The organism is Pseudomonas sp. LRP2-20 (assembly GCF_024349685.1).
Taxonomy (GTDB): domain Bacteria; phylum Pseudomonadota; class Gammaproteobacteria; order Pseudomonadales; family Pseudomonadaceae; genus Aquipseudomonas.
On the sequence record NZ_AP025944.1, the window covers coordinates 4,062,550 to 4,080,338 of the forward strand.

The 17,789-nt window shown below is 65.0% G+C and carries 15 protein-coding genes; 11 read left to right on the forward strand and 4 right to left on the reverse strand.

Going from position 1 to position 17,789, the window contains the following annotated elements:
• The first annotated feature begins 235 nt into the window (after positions 1-235).
• The 5 genes from OCX61_RS18230 to OCX61_RS18250 all read left to right on the forward strand — a co-directional run bounded on the left by OCX61_RS18230 (position 236) and on the right by OCX61_RS18250 (position 5,379).
• Positions 236-1,525 carry an NAD(P)/FAD-dependent oxidoreductase gene (locus tag OCX61_RS18230; RefSeq protein WP_261940778.1) on the forward strand — a complete coding sequence of 430 codons (1,290 nt, stop codon included), beginning with the start codon at positions 236-238 and terminating at the stop codon, positions 1,523-1,525.
• Positions 1,518-2,069, forward strand: coding sequence for a helix-turn-helix domain-containing protein (locus OCX61_RS18235; RefSeq protein WP_261940779.1), 552 nt, complete (start codon positions 1,518-1,520; stop codon positions 2,067-2,069). Before OCX61_RS18230 ends, OCX61_RS18235 begins: the two co-directional genes overlap by 8 nt.
• A gap of 9 nt (positions 2,070-2,078) precedes the next feature.
• The gene (locus OCX61_RS18240; RefSeq protein ID WP_261940780.1) at positions 2,079-3,431 is read left to right on the forward strand and encodes a glutamine synthetase family protein; all 1,353 of its coding nucleotides are present in this window, start codon (positions 2,079-2,081) and stop codon (positions 3,429-3,431) included.
• A 134-nt stretch (positions 3,432-3,565) separates the two neighbouring features.
• Positions 3,566-4,396 (forward strand): alpha/beta fold hydrolase, encoded by an 831-nt coding sequence (locus tag OCX61_RS18245; protein WP_261940781.1) that lies wholly within the window; start codon positions 3,566-3,568, stop codon positions 4,394-4,396.
• Between the two features lie 203 nt (positions 4,397-4,599).
• Positions 4,600-5,379, forward strand: coding sequence for a TSUP family transporter (locus OCX61_RS18250; RefSeq protein ID WP_261940782.1), 780 nt, complete (start codon positions 4,600-4,602; stop codon positions 5,377-5,379).
• A gap of 129 nt (positions 5,380-5,508) precedes the next feature.
• Here OCX61_RS18250 and nudC read toward each other — a convergent pair whose 3' ends face one another.
• Complete coding sequence (nudC, locus tag OCX61_RS18255; protein WP_261940783.1) at positions 5,509-6,339, reverse strand: NAD(+) diphosphatase; 831 nt, start codon at positions 6,337-6,339, stop codon at positions 5,509-5,511.
• A 35-nt stretch (positions 6,340-6,374) separates the two neighbouring features.
• Positions 6,375-7,187 (reverse strand): crotonase/enoyl-CoA hydratase family protein, encoded by an 813-nt coding sequence (locus tag OCX61_RS18260; RefSeq protein WP_261940784.1) that lies wholly within the window; start codon positions 7,185-7,187, stop codon positions 6,375-6,377.
• A 160-nt stretch (positions 7,188-7,347) separates the two neighbouring features.
• Between OCX61_RS18260 and OCX61_RS18265 the strand changes: the two genes are divergently transcribed.
• The 3 genes from OCX61_RS18265 (at position 7,348) to OCX61_RS18275 (ending at position 9,940) form a co-directional block, all read left to right on the forward strand.
• Positions 7,348-7,983 carry a dihydrofolate reductase family protein gene (locus tag OCX61_RS18265; protein WP_261940785.1) on the forward strand — a complete coding sequence of 212 codons (636 nt, stop codon included), beginning with the start codon at positions 7,348-7,350 and terminating at the stop codon, positions 7,981-7,983.
• 370 nt (positions 7,984-8,353) lie between these two features.
• The gene (locus OCX61_RS18270; protein WP_261940786.1) at positions 8,354-8,917 is read left to right on the forward strand and encodes a lipocalin family protein; all 564 of its coding nucleotides are present in this window, start codon (positions 8,354-8,356) and stop codon (positions 8,915-8,917) included.
• Between the two features lie 60 nt (positions 8,918-8,977).
• Positions 8,978-9,940: an MBL fold metallo-hydrolase gene (locus OCX61_RS18275; RefSeq protein WP_261940787.1), complete on the forward strand. Its 963-nt coding sequence runs from the start codon at positions 8,978-8,980 to the stop codon at positions 9,938-9,940.
• Positions 9,941-10,175: 235 nt separating this feature from the next.
• Here the strand turns inward: OCX61_RS18275 and OCX61_RS18280 are convergent, their stop codons facing one another.
• Together OCX61_RS18280 and OCX61_RS18285 are read right to left on the reverse strand one after the other, a co-directional pair.
• Positions 10,176-11,459: a Zn-dependent hydrolase gene (locus tag OCX61_RS18280; RefSeq protein ID WP_261940788.1), complete on the reverse strand. Its 1,284-nt coding sequence runs from the start codon at positions 11,457-11,459 to the stop codon at positions 10,176-10,178.
• An 11-nt stretch (positions 11,460-11,470) separates the two neighbouring features.
• Complete coding sequence (locus OCX61_RS18285; RefSeq protein WP_261940789.1) at positions 11,471-12,970, reverse strand: NCS1 family nucleobase:cation symporter-1; 1,500 nt, start codon at positions 12,968-12,970, stop codon at positions 11,471-11,473.
• Between the two features lie 618 nt (positions 12,971-13,588).
• Here OCX61_RS18285 and hydA point away from each other — a divergent pair.
• From hydA to preA, 3 genes are all read left to right on the forward strand, one after another.
• Complete coding sequence (hydA, locus tag OCX61_RS18290) at positions 13,589-15,028, forward strand: dihydropyrimidinase (protein ID WP_261940790.1); 1,440 nt, start codon at positions 13,589-13,591, stop codon at positions 15,026-15,028.
• Between the two features lie 93 nt (positions 15,029-15,121).
• The gene (locus OCX61_RS18295; RefSeq protein ID WP_261940791.1) at positions 15,122-16,489 is read left to right on the forward strand and encodes an NAD(P)-dependent oxidoreductase; all 1,368 of its coding nucleotides are present in this window, start codon (positions 15,122-15,124) and stop codon (positions 16,487-16,489) included.
• Complete coding sequence (gene preA, locus OCX61_RS18300) at positions 16,490-17,764, forward strand: NAD-dependent dihydropyrimidine dehydrogenase subunit PreA (RefSeq protein WP_261940792.1); 1,275 nt, start codon at positions 16,490-16,492, stop codon at positions 17,762-17,764.
• The last annotated feature ends 25 nt before the right edge of the window (positions 17,765-17,789 follow it).

A 17,789-nucleotide genomic window follows, 5' to 3' on the forward strand; every position in this document is an offset into this window, starting at 1 on the left:
GGCCGCTTTGCGGCCCATTCGCGGGCAAGCCCGCTCCCACAGGATTCGGGGGTTCCCACAGGATTCGGGGCTAGCGCGACCTTTGTGGGAGCGGGCTTGACCCGCGAATGGGCCGCAAAGCAGCCCCCGGATCATATATCCAACGACGACGCAAAGACGAACGGCCCTGGCGCCATGAAAAAACCCTGCTAGATTTTCATGAAAATAATCACAATAAATTTCACGAGGCCAAGGCATGTTCAAGCAATCCGCCCAGCACGTCGCCAGCTACTACGCCCAGACCTACCCCGCCAGCATCCCCCTGCGCCCCACCCTGCAAGGCCAACATGACACCGATGTACTGATCATCGGCGCCGGTTTCAGCGGCCTGCACACCGCCCTGCGCCTGAGCTTGGCCGGCAAGCGCGTGACCTTGCTGGAAGCCAGCCGGGTCGCCTGGGCCGCCTCCGGCCGTAACGGTGGCCAGGCGCTGCTGGGCTGGTCGTGCGACATGCCGCCACTGGAAAAAGCCCTGGGTGTGGAACGCACCCGCCGCCTGTGGGACAGCATGTGCTGGGCCGCCGACGAGATGCGCGAACTGCCCCTGCGCCATGGCTTCGACATCGACTACCGGCTCGGCAGCCTGTGGACGGCGGTGCTGCCACGGCGGATAAAGATGCTCGAAGAGGCGCTGCACGACGCCGAACACAAATGGGGCTACGACGCCCTGCGCCTGATCGGCCGCGACGAGCTGCCACAATGGATCGACAGCCCGCGCTACCAGGCCGCGCTATATGATGCCAAGGGCGCGCACCTCAACCCGCTGAAACTGGCCCAGGGCCTGGCGGCCACGATCGAAGCCAATGGTGGGCGCATCTTCGAGCAGAGCCAGGTCCTCGACTATCAGCCAAGCGCCAACGGCTACGTAGCCCGCACCGAGCATGGCGAGGTGCGTTGCGACGTGCTGGTGCTGGCCTGCAATGCCTACATCGACCGCCTCGACCGCGGCCTGTCGCGCCGGCTGCTGCCGGTCGGTTCGTACCAGGTGGCCACTGCGCCGCTGGAGGCCGAATTCGCCCGCTCGCTGCTGCCACGCAACAGCTGCGTGATCGACAACCAGTTCGTGCCCGACTACTTCCGCCTCACCCCCGACCACCGTCTGTTGTTCGGCGGCGGCTGCACCTACCTGGGCGGCATCCCCAAGGACGTTGCCGGCGCCACCCGCCCCTACCTGGAACGGGTGTTCCCGCAACTGGCCGGGGTGGCCATCGACTATGCCTGGGGTGGCCATATCGACTGCAGCATCCAGCGCACCCCGGACGTCGGCCGCGCGGGCCAGCGCTACTGGCTGCAAGGGTTCTCCGGCCACGGCGTGCTGCCGACCCTGGCCGCCGCACGAGCGGTCAGCGATGCGATTCTTGGCGACGACGACCTGCTGGCGCTGTACCAGGGCATCGACAACGGCCGCTTCCCCGGCGGTGACCTGCTGGCCGCACCGCTGGAGGCGGCAGCCAAGGCCTGGTACAGGATGCGCGATCATGTCTGAAGACGCCCTGGGCCTGGCCCTGCTGATCCGCGACCTGCGCAAGCACCGCGGGCTGACCCTCGATGAGCTGGCGGGCAAGGTCAAGCGCTCGCTGGGCTTTCTGTCCCAGGTCGAGCGCGGCCTGTCGCAGCCCACCGTGGCCGACCTCACGGCGATCAGCGAAGCCTTGCAGGTGCCGACCACCTACTTCTACCAGGCCAGCCAGCCACCCGCGCTGGACTGGGTCACCCGGCCCGGCGAGCGGCGCACCCTCTACTACGCCGAAGGCATCAGCGACGTGCTGGTTTCGCCCACCCTCAACGGCCGTTTCGCCATGCTCGAAAGCCACCTGGCGCCCGGTGCCAGCAGTGGCGAGGGGCACCTGGACGACAGCTCCGAACAAGGCGGCTTTGTCCTGGAGGGTGAATTGACCCTCTGGCTGGCTGACGATGAGCAAGCCGTGACCCTCGCGCCCAACGACAGCTTCCAGCTGCCGCCCAACCGCCACTTTCGCTACGCCAACCTGACCGACCAGACGACCCGCGTCCTCTGGGTTTTCCGATGAGAGCACAGCATGACTCCAACAACAGGCTTTCCCGATCTGCTCAGTGAAGTCCGCGCGTTCCGTGCCCGCTACCCCGACGTCAGCCATGTCGACCTGCTCAGCCTGGACATCCCCGGGCATTTCTATGGCAAGCGCTACCCCATCGACATGCTGGAAAAAGTCGCCGCCGGCAGCCCGCTGAAACTGCCGCAGAACTGCGTACTGTTGGGCGTACAAGGCGGGCTGTTCCCGATTGGCGACTACTGCTTCAACGACGGCGATCCGGATGCCATCCGCCGCCTGATCCCTGGCACGCTCAAGCCGGTGAGCTGGGAGCGCGAGCCGCTGGGGCAGATGCTGATCAGCTCCGACGGCACCGCCGCACCCATCGAGTTCGAACCGCGCGAGGTCCTCGCCCGCGTACTGCAGCGCCTGGAACGTCGCGGCATTCGCCCGGTGGTGGCGTTCGAGCTGGAGTTCTACCTGTTCGACCGGGCGCTCAAGCAGGGCCTGCCACAGTTCCCCCGCGACCCGCTCAGCGATGACCCGGACGACCAGCCCAACATGCACATCGAACGGCTGTCGCGCTTCAGCGAGGTGCTGCACGACATGGTCGAGACCGCCAATGCGCAAGGTGTGGATGCCAACGTCATCACCGCCGAGCTGGGCCCCGGCCAGTTCGAGATCAACTTCGGCCACTGCGACGACGGCCTGCAAGCCGCCGACTGGGCCGCCCTGTTCTGCCGCAGCACCCGGGGTGTCGCGCTCAAGCACGGGCTGCGCGCCTCGTTCATGAGCAAGCCCTACCTGCAGGCACCGGGCAGCGGCATGCATGTGCATGTGAGCCTGTACGACCAGGCCGGCAACAACCTGCTGGCCGCCGACCAGCAACGCCCGTTGCGCCATGCCGTGGCTGGCTGCCTGGCGCTGCTGCCGCATTGCATGCCGATTTTTGCGGCCAACCACAATGCCTTCCGCCGCTATGGCGCCATGGTCAATGCCGCCAGCCGTGCCAGTTGGGGTTTCGAGGACCGCGATGCGTGCATTCGCATTCCCGAGTCGGATGCGCGCAACCTGCGTATCGAGCACCGGCTGGCAGGGGCGGATGCCAACCCGTATCTGGTGCTGGCGGCGATCCTGTGTGGCATGGAACATGGGCTGGATGCCGGGCAGGAACCCATTGCGCCGCTTAACGAAGACCGCCGAAGCGGCGTCGACTTCCCCAAGGACATGCTCGGCGCAGTCGCGGCCATGCGCAGCCACACGGCCGTCAACGAGGGGTTGGGGGAGGAGTTCGTGATGGTCTATTGCGAGAACAAGCGCCAGGACCACTTGGCGTTCATGCAGGAAGTCAGTGCGCGGGAGTACCGCTGGTTCATGTGACATCGGTGTTGGATTCTTCGCGGCGGTTCGACGCCTCGAAGAGCCCAGTCCTGCCACAACAAATTCGGATGCCGAACGAAATCCCTCCTATTCTCAATAGCTCACTTCGGTTCCTGCACTGAGGAGACACAACCATGAGCTACGTAACCACGAAGGATGGCGTCCAGATCTTCTACAAGGACTGGGGTCCGCGCGATGCGCCGGTCATCCACTTCCACCACGGCTGGCCGCTCAGCGCCGACGACTGGGACGCACAGATGCTGTTCTTCCTCGCCAAGGGCTTTCGCGTGGTCGCCCACGACCGCCGCGGCCACGGGCGTTCCAGCCAGGTGTGGGATGGCCATGACATGGACCACTATGCCGACGATGTAGCCGCTGTGGTCGCTCACCTTGGCACCCAGGGTGCGGTGCATGTCGGCCACTCCACCGGGGGTGGCGAAGTGGTGCGCTACATGGCGCGTCATCCCGGCGACCCGGTAGCCAAGGCCGTGCTGATCGCCGCCGTGCCACCGCTGATGGTGCAGACCCCCGCCAACCCCGGCGGCCTGCCAAAGTCGGTGTTCGACGACTTCCAGGCCCAGGTCGCCAGCAATCGTGCACAGTTCTACCGCGATGTGCCGGCCGGGCCGTTCTATGGCTACAACCGCCCAGGTGTGCAAGCCTCGGAAGGCATTATCGGCAACTGGTGGCGCCAAGGCATGATCGGCAGCGCCAAGGCGCATTACGATGGCATCGTGGCGTTCTCACAGACCGACTTCACCGAGGATCTCAAGGGCATCAAGCAGCCCGTGCTGGTGATGCATGGCGACGACGACCAGATCGTGCCTTATGAAAACTCCGGACCGATGTCGGCCAAGTTGCTGCCCAATGGCACGCTGAAGACTTACAAGGGCTACCCGCATGGCATGCCGACCACCCATGCCGATGTGATCAACGCGGATCTGCTGGCGTTCATCCGGAGTTGATGTGATTAACCTGTACCGGCCCCTTCGCGAGTAAACCCGCTCCCACAGATACTGCAGAGTGCTCGAAACCTGTGATGGTCCTGTGGGAGCGGGTTTACCCGCGAAAGGGCCGGCACTGGCAACCGTTTGCGCCCAGGATTAACATGTCTCCCATCTAGCGCGGCCATTTGCCGCACGCCCTGCCCTCTGCCTGCCAGACACCCATGCCTTTCGAACTCACCGTAGAACCGCTCACCCTCCTGATCCTCGCCCTGGTCGCCTTCGTCGCCGGTTTCATCGATGCCATCGCCGGCGGCGGTGGCCTGCTGACCACCCCGGCGCTGCTCACCGCCGGTATGCCACCGCACCTGGTGCTTGGCACCAACAAGCTCAGCTCGACCTTCGGCTCGGCCACCGCCGGCTTCACCTACTACAAGCGCAAGCTGTTCCACCCGGCGCAATGGCGCCCGGCCCTGTTCGCAACGCTGCTCGGCGCCTCGATCGGTGCGCTGGTGGCCCACTACATGCCGGCCGAATGGTTGAACAAGATGCTGCCGGTGATCGTCTTCGCCTGCGGTATCTACCTGCTGTTCGGCGGCACGCCCAAGGCGCCGCTGGATGCCGATGCACCGATCAGGAAGAAATGGCAGTTCCCCCAGGGCTTCACCCTGGGTTTCTACGACGGCGTGGCCGGCCCTGGCACCGGCGCGTTCTGGACCGTGAGCACGCTGCTGCTCTACCCCATCGACCTGGTCCGCGCCAGCGGCGTGGCGCGCAGCATGAACTTCGTCAGCAACATCGCGGCGCTGACGGTGTTCATCATTTCCGGGCAGGTGGATTACATCGTCGGCCTGTGCATGGGCCTGTCGGTGATGGTCGGCGCCTTCTTCGGCGCACGCACGGCAATCAGCGGCGGCAGCAAGTTCATCCGCCCGGTGTTCATCACCGTGGTGCTGGCGTTGACCGTACGCCTAGCGTGGCAGCACTGGTTCGGGCAGGCCTGATGGGCAGTGACATCCCTGCTTTCCGTCCTATCTGCGCGCGAAATGTCCTCCGTCGTCGTTGCAGGACTTGGCAATGGAATGACCATTGCCTGCGCCCTGCGCCTAGCCGGAGAACATTTCTCACTGCAGCTAGGACGGGAAAGCAGGGATGTCACTGCCCAGCCGCCGGGCAACGTACAGATCGATCAAGTAACGGGCGATGGAGCGCCCGGCCGGCAGCGGCGGCAGGTCGTGCACGTTGAACCACTTGGCGTCCTCGATCTCGTCCGGCTGCATGACGATCTCGCCCCCGGCGTACTCGGCATGGAAGCCCAGCATCATCGAATGCGGGAACGGCCAGCATTGGCTGCCGACGTACTGGATGTTCCGCACCTCCACCGCCACCTCTTCACGCACTTCGCGCACCAGGCAGTCTTCGGCCGACTCGCCCGGCTCGGCAAAGCCCGCCAGGGTGCTGTACACGCCCGCGACGAAGCGCGGCGAACGGGCCAGCAGAATTTCGTCGCCACGGGTCACCAGCACGATCATGCTCGGCGAAATGCGCGGGTAGCTGCGCAGGTCGCAGGGCTGGCAATACATCGCCCGCTCCCAGCGGATCTGCGTCATCGCCTGGCCGCAGCTGCCGCAGAAGCGGTGCTCGCGGGCCCAGGTGCCGATCTGCGCGGCATAGCCGAGCACTGTGTAGGTGTCGAAGTCGCCTTCCAGCATGAACGCACGCAGCCCACGCCAGCTGCAGCCCGGCACCTCGGTCGCGCGGCGCAGCTCCAGCAGGAATACCGGCTCGCCGTCGAAATGGCCGATGCCGTGTTCACACAGCACGTCCAGGTCCTGGCGCTTGAGCCAGTCGCGGGGGAACAGCGCACCGTTGGCGTCCACCAGGAACCCTTCCGGGCTGCGGGCCACGGCCAGCCCCCCGGTGATCTGTGGGTCGAGTACTGCGGTAGTCCAGCGAGCTGACATGTCGGGGTTCCTTTACTGCGCGTCCCCCGGCCCGGTCAGTCGGCGAACGTCGGTTTCTGTTTGCTCATGTGCGCCGCCACGGCCACGCGCAGGTCTTCGGACTGCAGCATCGCGGCGTTCCAGGTGGCGATGTAGTCCAGGCCATCGTCGATGCGATGGTCACGCATGTAGCTGAGCATTTCCTTGGTGCCGGCCACGGCGATCGGCGATTTTGCGGCAATCTCACGGGCAATGGCAAAGACGCCGTCGAGCAACGCGGCCTGATCATCATAGACCCGGTTGACCAGGCCGATGCGCAGCGCCTCGTCGGCTTCCACATTACGCCCGGTGAAGGCCAGCTCACGCATGATGCCGTCGCCGATGATACGTGGCAAACGTTGCAAGGTGCCGACATCGGCGGCCATGCCCATGTCGATTTCCTTGATCGAGAACTGCGCATCGCGGCTGCAGTAGCGCATGTCGCAGGCAGAGATAAGGTCGATGGCACCGCCGATGCAGTAACCCTGCACCGCCGCCAGTACCGGTTTGCGGCAGTTGTCCACGGCATTGAAGGACGCCTGCAGGCGCTGAATGGTCTTGCGCAGCAAGCGGGCATTGCGGCCAACGTCCTTGCCCAGCTGCCCGGCCAGTGACGCCAGCATCATCAGGTCGATACCGGCGGAAAAATGCTTGCCGGCACCGCTGATCACCACCGCGCGTACGGCATCGGTGTCGTCGATCCACTGGAAGATGTCGACGATTTCCGCCCAGAAGGCCGCGTTCATCGCGTTGATCTTTTCCGGGCGATTGATCTGCACATGGGCGATGTTGTCGGTCAGTTCGACCTTGAACGCGGTGTACTCGGTCACGGGCGGCACTCCTGTGGGAAAGGGTTCACAGCGTGGATGGTAACCCAGGCGGATGACCGTGCTTGTGCCAAAAACGGGACTGCATGCCCTGTCGAAATCGCCGTGCGCCGTTCGACCATAGGTGAATCATCACCCCCTTCAGGCCTTTCAGGAGAGCCCCATGCGCAAACTCATCGTAGCCGCCTTCGTCAGCCTCGACGGCGTCATGCAGGCCCCTGGAGGGCCACAGGAAGACACCAGTGGCGGCTTCACCCATGGCGGCTGGCTCGTGCCCCATGCCGAGGAAGTATTTGGCCAGGCCATGCAGGCGCTGTTCAGCCAGCCTTTCGAGTTGCTGCTGGGCCGGCGCACCTATGACATCTTTGCCGGCTACTGGCCGAAGGTGAAGGACGATACCGAAGATTTCTCGATTGCCAACCTGTTCAACAGCGTGGCCAAGCATGTCGCCACCCATGACCCTGACAGCCTCGATTGGCACGACAGCCATGCGCTGGGCGCGGATATTGTCGCAGCGGTACGTGCCCTGAAGCAGCAGGACGGCGCCGATTTGCTGACCCAGGGCAGTGCCGATGTGGTGCAACAATTGCTCGCAGCCGGCCTGGTCGATGAGTTGCAGTTACTCATTCACCCGGTGTTGCTGGGGCATGGCAAACGGCTGTTCGGGGACGATGCCGCGCCTGGGGTTTTCACCCTGGTACATTCGCAGGTGACGCCGAAGGGCGTGATCATCGCCCGCTATGTGCGGGCGGGTGAGGTTGAGACTGGGTCGTTTGATTTGCCGCCGGAAAATGGGTGAGGGCCGGGGCGCTTGCCTTGGCATTTTCAGCGCCTGTGAGATCGAGCGCCGCCCGCGCGGCGCATCGCGAGCTGTCGCTCGCTCCTACGTTTGTTTCGGGCCAATTGCTCCTGGGGGATTTGCGCGCGAATGCCTTTGGCGCATGCCTCAATATCGCGTCGTACAAACAAGGCGGTCGCGCGCGCCTGCCACAGGAATGACTGGCCTGAAACAAACGTAGGAGCGAGCGACAGCTCGCGATGCGCCGCGCGGGCGGCGCTCGATCTCACAGGCGCCAAATAACTCAACCCAGGAATAACCAATACAACTTTTGCGCCCTGCCCGCATCCAACCAAGGGTGAGCCCAACACCCGCTGACAGGAGGTTTGCCATGGCGATGCGCACGGCCCTTATGCTTTCCTGCATGACCCTGGCCCTGATGGGCTGCGTCGGTTCCAACGACGACCACCACACCCCGCCGACCACCGAGCAGGTCGACCTGCAACGCTACCAGGGCACCTGGTACGAGCTGGCGCGCTTGCCGATGTTCTTCCAGCGCAACTGCGTGCAGTCCGAAGCCCATTATGGCTTGCGCGAGGATGGCCGGATCGACGTGACCAACCGCTGCAAGGAAAAGGACGGCGAATGGAACGAGGCCCGCGGCATTGCCGAAGCCCAAGTCCCAGGCAAAACCGATAAGCTGTGGGTGCGCTTCGACAACTGGTTCAGCCGCCTGGCGCCGGACCTGACCAAGGGTGAATACTGGGTGCTGTACCACGACAAAGACTACCGCGTGGCACTGGTCGGCCACCCCAACCGCGAATACCTGTGGCTGCTGTCGCGCACACCGGCGATCACCGACCAGGCCCGCGACCAACTGGTGGCTATTGCTCAGAAGCAGGGCTACGACACCCGCAAGCTGATCTGGCGCCAGGACGCCCCTGCCGTGCCCTGAGCATCGACGCGCGGCTGCATTGCGTCTAAGGTGTGGCTCCCCCACGCACGGAGCGAAACAGTGGACCTGCAGTTTCTGGGCACCTCTTCGGGGGTGCCTACCAAAGCCCGCAACGTCAGCGCCACCGCTGTCATCGAAGCCAGCGGCAAGCACTGGTACCTGGTCGATTGCGGCGAAGGCACCCAGCATCAGTTGCTGCACAGTTCGCTCTCGGTACGCGACCTGCGCGGCATCTTCATCACCCATGTGCATGGCGACCACTGCTTCGGCCTGCCGGGGCTGCTGGCCAGCGCCGGGATGGCCGGGCGCAGCGAACCGCTCGACCTGATCCTGCCAGCCGCGCTACAGGACTGGGTGCGCCTGAGCCTGGCGGCCAGCGAAACCTACCTGCCGTTCGAACTGCGCCTGTTGCCGGTCGAGCGCCTGGGGCAGTGGCAGAGCGATAACGTTCTGGTCAGTTGCGTGCAGCTGTCGCACCGCGTACCGAGCGTCGGCTTCGTGTTCACCGAACTGAACCCCGAACCACGCCTGGATGTTCAGCGGCTGGAGGCCGAAGGGATCCCGCGCGGGCCGTTATGGGGTGGCCTGGCCAAGGGGCTGGTGGTCGAGCATGACGGGCAGCGGTTAACGCCACGTGACTACCTGAAAGCCTCGCGGCCACCGCGGCGGGTGATCGTCTGTGGCGATAACGACAACCCGGCGTTGCTCGCCGAGGTCGCCCAGGATGCGGATGTGCTGGTGCATGAGGCGACCTATACCCAGCCCATCGTCGAGCGCAGCGGCAATGCGTTCGGCCACAGCACGGCGGCGGCGGTGGCGCAGTTCGCCGAAGCGGCGCGGGTGCGGAATCTGGTGCTGACGCATTTCAGTGCGCGATACCAGGGGGATCCGAAACGCAGCCCGTGCATTGATGATGTGCGTGAGGAAGCGTTGGCCCATTACACCGGGCACTTGACCCTGGCGCGGGACCTGCAGCGTTACCACATCGGGCGTGATGGGCTGCTGGTGACCGTTTCGGCTTGAGATCGCCGGGGCTGCCTTGCAGCCCATTCGCGGGCAAGCCCACTCCAACAGGTACTGCGCAAATTTCGATGCATGTGCAGTACCTGCAGGAGCAACTGTCTTGTGCTGCTTGTGCCGGCCTCTTCGCGGGTGAACCCGCTCCCACAGGTTCAATGCTTACCTCAAGGCATGCGCAATCCCTGTGGGAGCGGGCTCGCCCGCGAAGGGCTGCGCAGCAGCCCCCTGCAGCGCGTCGTTATGCCGCCAGGCGCCCGCTGGCGATCGCCTCCGACGCCGCCAGCATGGCCCGCAGCAACACCGCGCAACCCGCCGCCAAGTCTTCTGGCGTGGCGTTCTCGATCTCGTTATGGCTGATGCCATTCTCGCAAGGCACGAAGATCATCCCCGCCGGCCCCAGTTCGGCGAGGAAGATCGCGTCATGCCCTGCGCCGCTGACAATGTCCATGTGCGGCAGGCCCAGCGCCTGCGCCGACTGGCGCACGGCATCGACGCAACCGCTGTCGAAGTACAGCGCCGGGAAGTCCGCTGTGGGGACCAGTTCATGGCTCAGGCCATGCTTGGCACAGGTCGCCTCGATCACCGCGCGAACCTCGGCGATCATCGCATCCAGCTGATCGCCCTGCAGGTGACGGAAGTCCAGGGTCATGCGCACTTCGCCCGGGATCACGTTGCGCGAGCCGGGGTAAGCCTGCAGGCAACCGACCGTGCCACAGGCATGGGGTTGATGCGCGTGGGCGGTGCGGTTGACAGCTTCGACCACGGCCGCAGCGCCAACCAGGGCGTCCTTGCGCAGGTGCATCGGAGTCGGGCCGGCGTGGGCTTCGACGCCGCGCAGGGTCAGGTCGAACCACTTCTGCCCCAGCGCGCCAAGGACCACGCCGATGGTCTTGGCCTGGTCTTCGAGGATCGGCCCCTGCTCGATATGCGCTTCGAAATAGGCACCCACCGGGTGGCCGAGCACCGCGCGCTGGCCGGCATAGCCGATGGCGTTCAGCGCCTCGCCGACCGACACGCCCTGGGCATCACGCTTGGCCAAGGTTTCCTCCAGGGTGAACTTGCCGGCAAATACACCCGAACCCATCATGCAGGGCGCAAAACGCGAGCCTTCTTCGTTGGTCCACACCACCACTTCCAGCGGCGCCTCGGTCTCGATACCCAGGTCGTTGAGGGTGCGCAGCACCTCGAGCCCGGCCATCACCCCGAAACAGCCATCGAACTTGCCGCCGGTGGGCTGGGTGTCGATATGGCTGCCGGTCATCACCGGTGGCAGCTTGGGGTTGCGCCCAGGCCGGCGGGCGAAGATATTGCCCACCCCATCGACGCTGACGCTGCAACCGGCGGCCTCGCACCATTGGACGAACAGGTCGCGGGCCTGGCGGTCGAGGTCAGTCAGCGCCAGCCGGCACACGCCTCCCTTGGCCGTGGCGCCCAGGCGGGCGAGGTCCATCAGCGATTGCCACAGGCGCGCGCTGTCGACGTGGCGCTCGGTGGATTTCAGCACATGCTGGGATTGGCTCATGGTGTTTCTCCTCAGGCATTTTTATTGGTTTGCACTGGCGCGATCGCCGGCCCGCGCACCGCCACGCCACCCAGGGCGTAGTACAGTGCCCCGCCCAGCAGCGAGCCGGTGAACCAGCCATAGTCGTAGAACCAGCTGAAACTGCTGTTGCCGATGGCCAGCACGGTCAGCGCCACCGGCAAGGCGAAGGCGGCAAAGCCCGCCCAGTTCCACGCTGGGTACACGTCATCGCGGTACAGGCCGGCCAGGTCCAGCTGCTGGCGGCGGATCAGGAAGTAGTCCACCACCATGATCCCGGCAATCGGCCCGAGCAGGCTGGAGTAACCCAGCAACCAGTTGGAATAGACACTCTCCAGGCTCAGGTCGGAAACGATCCAGCCGAGCTTCTTCAGCAGCTCGTGGCTCATCAGCGCCAGGCCGATGAAACCGGTCAGCCACACGGCGCGGCTGCGCCCGATCAGGCGCGGGGCGATATTCTGGAAGTCGTTGGTCGGCGAGACGATGTTGGCGGCGGTATTGGTCGACAGCGTGGCGATCACGATCAACGCCATGGCCAGCGCCACCCAGCCGGGGCTGTGGATCTTGCCGATCAGGCTGACCGGGTCGGACACCGTTTCCCCCACCAGCGACGCCGAGGCGGCGGTCATCACCACACCCAGTGCGGCGAACAGGAACATGGTCAGCGGCAGGCCAAAGATCTGCCCGAGAATCTGGTCCTTCTGGCTCTTGGCATAGCGGCTGAAGTCCGGAATGTTCAGCGACAGCGTGGCCCAGAAGCCGACCATGGCGGTGAGCCCGGCGCAGAAGTAACCGACCACGCTGGCCCCTTCCGGGCGCTTGGGCGGCTGCGCCAACAGTTCGGTCATCGACATGTGCGGCAAGGCCCAGAACAGCAAGCCGAAACCGACCGCCACCAGCAGCGGTGCCGACAGTGTCTCCAGCCACTTGATCGACTCGGCGCCGCGCAGCACCACCCACAGGTTCAGCGCCCAGAAGACCATGAAGCCGATCACTTCACCGGTACCGCCCAACGCCTTCCAGCCGTCGAAGATCGAACCGAGGAAGAGGTGGATGGCCAGGCCGCCGAACATCGTCTGGATGCCGAACCAGCCACAGGCCACCACCGCGCGGATCAGGCACGGCACGTTGGAGCCGAAGATGCCGAACGACGAGCGCAGCAGCACCGGGAACGGGATGCCGTACTTGGTGCCGGGGAACGCGTTGAGGGTCAGCGGGATGAGCACGATGAGGTTGGCCAGCAGGATCGCCAGCAGCGCCTCGCCCACGCTCAGGCCGAAGTAGGCCGTGAGCACGCCGCCCAGGGTGTAGGTGGGCACGCAGATGGACATGCCCACCCACAGCGCGGTGATGTGCCATTTGTTCCAGGTGCGCTGGTGCACCTTGGTTGGCGCGATATCGTGGTTGTAGCGCGGGCTGTCGAGGACGTCACTGCCTGCGGACAGCTCGAACAGGCCTGCCTGCTCGATCACTTCCGATCTGCTCTGTTGCATGGGGCCTTCTCCAGATTTCTTCTAGTTGTTTGCTCATCGGGCTAACGCGATGGCCGGAGTACACACACCACCAGTACTGCTCCTCCGGTCCGGCCTGGCGGTTGTGGCCGTACTCAAATTGCGTGCCGGGTTGGCTTGCGCCTACCCGGCCGGCCGCCGCCGAGCGGAGGTAATCAACTGATCTGCAAAGCATTGTTGCGCGGCAGGCGCGGGCACGGTTATCCCCTCGCCTGCCGCTTGCGCCACCTTGGGCCGGCCCTGGCCCCTGCACCAGGTTTCAAACTGGTGCAGCCTGTTTTTTCATCGGCGCGGCCTGCGCCTCGAAGCCGGGAATCAAGCAGCTGATTTTGCATGGAAAATCTTGACCAATTTGGCTTCTTGTCAAGTGCGTCAAAATGGTGAAAGGCCTCACCATTTTGGTGATTACGGCAATTAATCGTTAATTATCAATATGTTAATAACGATATATGCTTATGAAATTTTTTCTTGAACAATCCTGAAACTGCATCTAGATTCCAATCTTGTCAGGCCTGACAGGATTAACCCGCATCCTCCAGCCACTGGCACATAACAATTTCAAGAACCGGCACAGACCGGTCAGCCTGCGAGGAAGACGGCATGTCCCTGTTGATCCGTGGCGCCACCGTGGTTACCCATGAAGAGAGCTATCCCGCCGATGTCCTGTGTGTCGATGGCCAGATCCGCGCCATCGGCAAAGACCTCGAAGCCCCTACCGACTGCGAGATCCTCGACGGCAGCGGCCAGTACCTGATGCCCGGCGGCATCGACCCGCACACCCACATGCAACTGCCCTTCATGGGCACGGTCGCCAGCGAGGACTTTTTCAGCGGCACCGCCGCAGGGCTGGCCGGTGGCACCACCTCGATCATCGACTTCGTCATCCCCAACCCGCAGCAGTCGCTGCTGGAGGCCTTCCACACCTGGCGCGGCTGGGCGCAGAAGAGCGCGTCCGACTACGGCTTCCATGTCGCCATCACCTGGTGGAGCGAGCAGGTCGCCGAGGAAATGGGCGAGCTGGTCAACCAGCATGGGGTCAACAGTTTCAAGCACTTCATGGCCTACAAGAACGCCATCATGGCGGCCGACGACACCCTGGTGGCCAGCTTCGAGCGCTGCCTGCAGCTGGGTGCGGTACCCACCGTGCATGCCGAGAACGGCGAGCTGGTCTACCACCTGCAACAGAAGCTGCTGGCCCAAGGCCTGACCGGGCCGGAAGCGCACCCGCTGTCACGCCCTTCGCAAGTCGAAGGCGAAGCCGCCAGCCGTGCCATCCGCATTGCCGAGACCATCGGCACGCCGTTGTACGTGGTGCATATCTCCAGCCGTGAAGCGCTGGACGAAATCACCTACGCCCGGGCCAAGGGCCAGCCGGTGTACGGTGAAGTGCTGCCGGGCCACCTGCTGATCGACGACAGCGTCTATCGCCACCCAGACTGGGCGACCGCCGCCGGCTATGTGATGAGCCCGCCGTTCCGCCCGCGCGAGCACCAGGAGGCGCTGTGGCGCGGCCTGCAATCGGGCAACCTGCACACCACCGCCACCGACCATTGCTGCTTCTGCGCCGAGCAGAAAGCCATGGGCCGCAACGACTTCAGCCGCATCCCCAACGGCACCGCCGGCATCGAGGACCGCATGGCGGTACTGTGGGACGCCGGGGTCAACAGCGGGCGCCTGTCGATGCACGAGTTCGTCGCGCTGACCTCGACCAACACCGCGAAGATCTTCAACCTGTTCCCGCGCAAGGGCGCCATCCGCGTCGGTGCCGACGCCGACCTGGTGCTGTGGGACCCGCAGGGCACGCGGACCATCTCGGCCCAGACCCATCATCAACGGGTCGACTTCAACATCTTCGAAGGCCGCACCGTACGCGGCATCCCCAGCCACACCATCAGCCAGGGCAAGGTGCTCTGGGCCGATGGCGACCTGCGCGCCGAGCCTGGCGCCGGTCGGTACGTGGAGCGCCCGGCCTACCCCTCGGTGTACGAGGTGCTGGGCCGGCGCGCCGAGCAACAGCGCCCGACACCCGTTCAGCGCTGACCTGACCCGCATTGCCGTACCGGCCCTCAGAGGCCGGGCGGCGCCGTATTGCCGTTGACTGCCACGACCAAAAAGAAAAGAGAGGCTACAACCGTGATCGATGCCCTGAACCATTTGCCGCGCCCGCGCGCCGGCAGCGACCAATTGACCGAGCGCTTCACCGACCTGGCCCCGCCCCTCACCGCCCGCCAGGCTGCCGTCGAGAGCGCACGCTGCCTTTACTGCTACGACGCCCCGTGCGTGAACGCGTGCCCAAGCGAAATCGACATCCCGTCGTTCATCCACCGCATCAGCGACGAGAACCTGCAAGGCGCCGCCGAGCGCATCCTGTTGGCCAACATCCTTGGCGGTAGCTGCGCCCGCGTGTGCCCCACCGAGATTCTCTGCCAACAAGCCTGCGTACGTAACAATGCCCAGGAATGCGCCCCGGTGCTGATCGGCCAGTTGCAACGCTACGCCCTGGACAATGCCCACTTCAGCGAGCACCCGTTCAAGCGCTCGCCCGCTACCGGCAAGCGCATTGCCGTGGTCGGTGCCGGCCCCGCCGGGCTGTCGTGCGCCCATCGCCTGGCCATGCACGGCCATGACGTGGTGGTGTTCGAAGCCTGCGACAAGGCCGGTGGCCTCAACGAGTACGGCATCGCCCGCTACAAGCTGGTGGACGACTATGCCCAGCGCGAAGTGGAGTTCCTGCTTGGCATCGGTGGCATCGAGATCCGTCACGGCCAGCGCCTGGGCGCCAACCTTGGCCTGGGCGAGTTGCGCGACCAGTTCGACGCGGTGTTCCTCGGCCTGGGCCTGAACGCCGTGCGCCAGCTCGGCCTGGCCGACGAAGAAGCGCCCGGCCTGCTCGCTGCCACCGCGTACATCCGCGAACTGCGCCAGGCCGACGACCTGGCGCAACTGCCGCTGGCCGACCGCTGCCTGGTGATCGGCGCCGGCAACACCGCCATCGACATGGCCGTGCAGATGAGCCGCCTGGGCGCCCGCGACGTCAACCTGGTCTACCGCCGCGGCCACGCCGACATGGGCGCCACCGGCCATGAACAGGACATCGCCAAGGCCAACCAGGTGCGCATTCACACCTGGGCCCGCCCCGACGCCGTGCTGCTCGATGACGACGGCCGTGTACGCGGCATGCGCTTCATGCGCACCGAACTGGCTGACGGCCGCCTGCGTGACACCGGTGAGACTTACGAGCTGGCCGCCGACGCCATCTTCAAGGCCATCGGCCAACGCTTCGACGATGCCAGCCTCGGCGACCCGGTCGCCGCGCAACTGGTGCGCGACGGCGAGCGAATCCGCGTCGACGAAAACATGCGCACCAGCCTGGCGGGGGTCTATGCCGGCGGCGACTGCACCGCGCTGGGCCAGGACCTCACTGTCCAGGCCGTGCAACACGGCAAGCTGGCCGCCGAAGCCATCCATGCCCAACTCATGCTCAACGTGGAGGCAGCGTAAATGGCCGACCTGTCCATCGAATTCGCCGGTATCAAGGCACCCAACCCCTTCTGGCTGGCCTCTGCGCCCCCCACCGACAAGGCCTACAACGTGGTCCGCGCTTTCGAGGCCGGCTGGGGCGGCGTGGTCTGGAAGACCCTGGGCGAGGACCCGGCGGCGGTCAACGTGTCGTCACGTTATTCCGCGCACTACGGCCCCAACCGCCAGGTGCAGGGCATCAACAACATCGAGCTGATCACCGACCGTTCGCTGGAGATCAACCTGCGGGAAATCACCCAGGTGAAAAAGGACTGGCCCGACCGTGCACTGGTCGTGTCGCTGATGGTGCCGTGCGTGGAAGAATCGTGGAAGTTCATCCTGCCGCTGGTGGAAGCCACCGGCGCCGATGGCATCGAGCTGAACTTCGGCTGCCCGCACGGCATGCCGGAGCGCGGCATGGGCGCGGCGGTCGGCCAGGTGCCGGAGTACGTGGAAATGGTCACCCGCTGGTGCAAGATGCACTGCTCGCTGCCGGTGATCGTCAAGCTCACGCCGAACATCACCGACATTCGCCAGTCGGCCCGTGCCGCCCATCGCGGCGGTGCCGATGCGGTGTCGCTGATCAACACCATCAACTCGATCACCAGCGTCGACCTGGACCGCATGGTCGCCCACCCCATCGTCGGCGATCAGAGCACCCACGGCGGTTACTGCGGCTCGGCGGTCAAGCCGATCGCGTTGAACATGGTCGCCGAGATCGCCCGCGACCCGGAAACCCGCGGGCTGCCGATCTGCGGCATTGGCGGGATCGGCAACTGGCGCGATGCCGCCGAGTTCATCGCTCTGGGCAGCGGCGCGGTGCAGGTGTGCACGGCGGCGATGCTGCATGGCTTTCGCATTGTCGAGGACATGAAGGACGGCCTGGCGCGCTGGATGGACCAGCACGGCCACCGCAACCTCGAGGCGTTCCGCGGGCAGGCGGTGGGGCACACCACCGACTGGAAGTACCTGGACATCAACTACAAGTCGGTGGCGCATATCGACCAGAACGCGTGCATTGGTTGCGGGCGTTGCCACATTGCCTGTGAGGATACCTCGCACCAGGCGATTGCCAGCACCTTGAAGGCTGACGGGACGCATGCCTACAGCGTGATCGAGGACGAATGCGTGGGCTGCAACCTGTGCCAGATCACCTGCCCGGTGGAGAATTGCATCGAGATGGTGGCGCAGGATACCGGCAAGCCTTACATGAACTGGACCCAGGATCCGCGCAACCCCTACCGCGAGGCCAGTTGAAGCATTGGGGCTGCTGCGCAGCCCT

Bases quoted from the DNA above. Each gene is read 5' to 3' on its own strand.
- OCX61_RS18250 (WP_261940782.1), top strand. From the start codon at position 4,600: ATGCCTTTCGAACTCACCGTAGAACCGCTCACCCTCCTGATCCTCGCC.
- nudC (WP_261940783.1), bottom strand. From the start codon at position 6,339: ATGTCAGCTCGCTGGACTACCGCAGTACTCGACCCACAGATCACCGGG.
- OCX61_RS18235 (WP_261940779.1), top strand. From the start codon at position 1,518: ATGTCTGAAGACGCCCTGGGCCTGGCCCTGCTGATCCGCGACCTGCGC.
- OCX61_RS18270 (WP_261940786.1), top strand. From the start codon at position 8,354: ATGGCGATGCGCACGGCCCTTATGCTTTCCTGCATGACCCTGGCCCTG.
- preA (WP_261940792.1), top strand. From the start codon at position 16,490: ATGGCCGACCTGTCCATCGAATTCGCCGGTATCAAGGCACCCAACCCC.
- OCX61_RS18245 (WP_261940781.1), top strand. From the start codon at position 3,566: ATGAGCTACGTAACCACGAAGGATGGCGTCCAGATCTTCTACAAGGAC.
- OCX61_RS18230 (WP_261940778.1), top strand. From the start codon at position 236: ATGTTCAAGCAATCCGCCCAGCACGTCGCCAGCTACTACGCCCAGACC.
- OCX61_RS18265 (WP_261940785.1), top strand. From the start codon at position 7,348: ATGCGCAAACTCATCGTAGCCGCCTTCGTCAGCCTCGACGGCGTCATG.
- OCX61_RS18280 (WP_261940788.1), bottom strand. From the start codon at position 11,459: ATGAGCCAATCCCAGCATGTGCTGAAATCCACCGAGCGCCACGTCGAC.
- OCX61_RS18240 (WP_261940780.1), top strand. From the start codon at position 2,079: ATGACTCCAACAACAGGCTTTCCCGATCTGCTCAGTGAAGTCCGCGCG.
- OCX61_RS18285 (WP_261940789.1), bottom strand. From the start codon at position 12,970: ATGCAACAGAGCAGATCGGAAGTGATCGAGCAGGCAGGCCTGTTCGAG.
- hydA (WP_261940790.1), top strand. From the start codon at position 13,589: ATGTCCCTGTTGATCCGTGGCGCCACCGTGGTTACCCATGAAGAGAGC.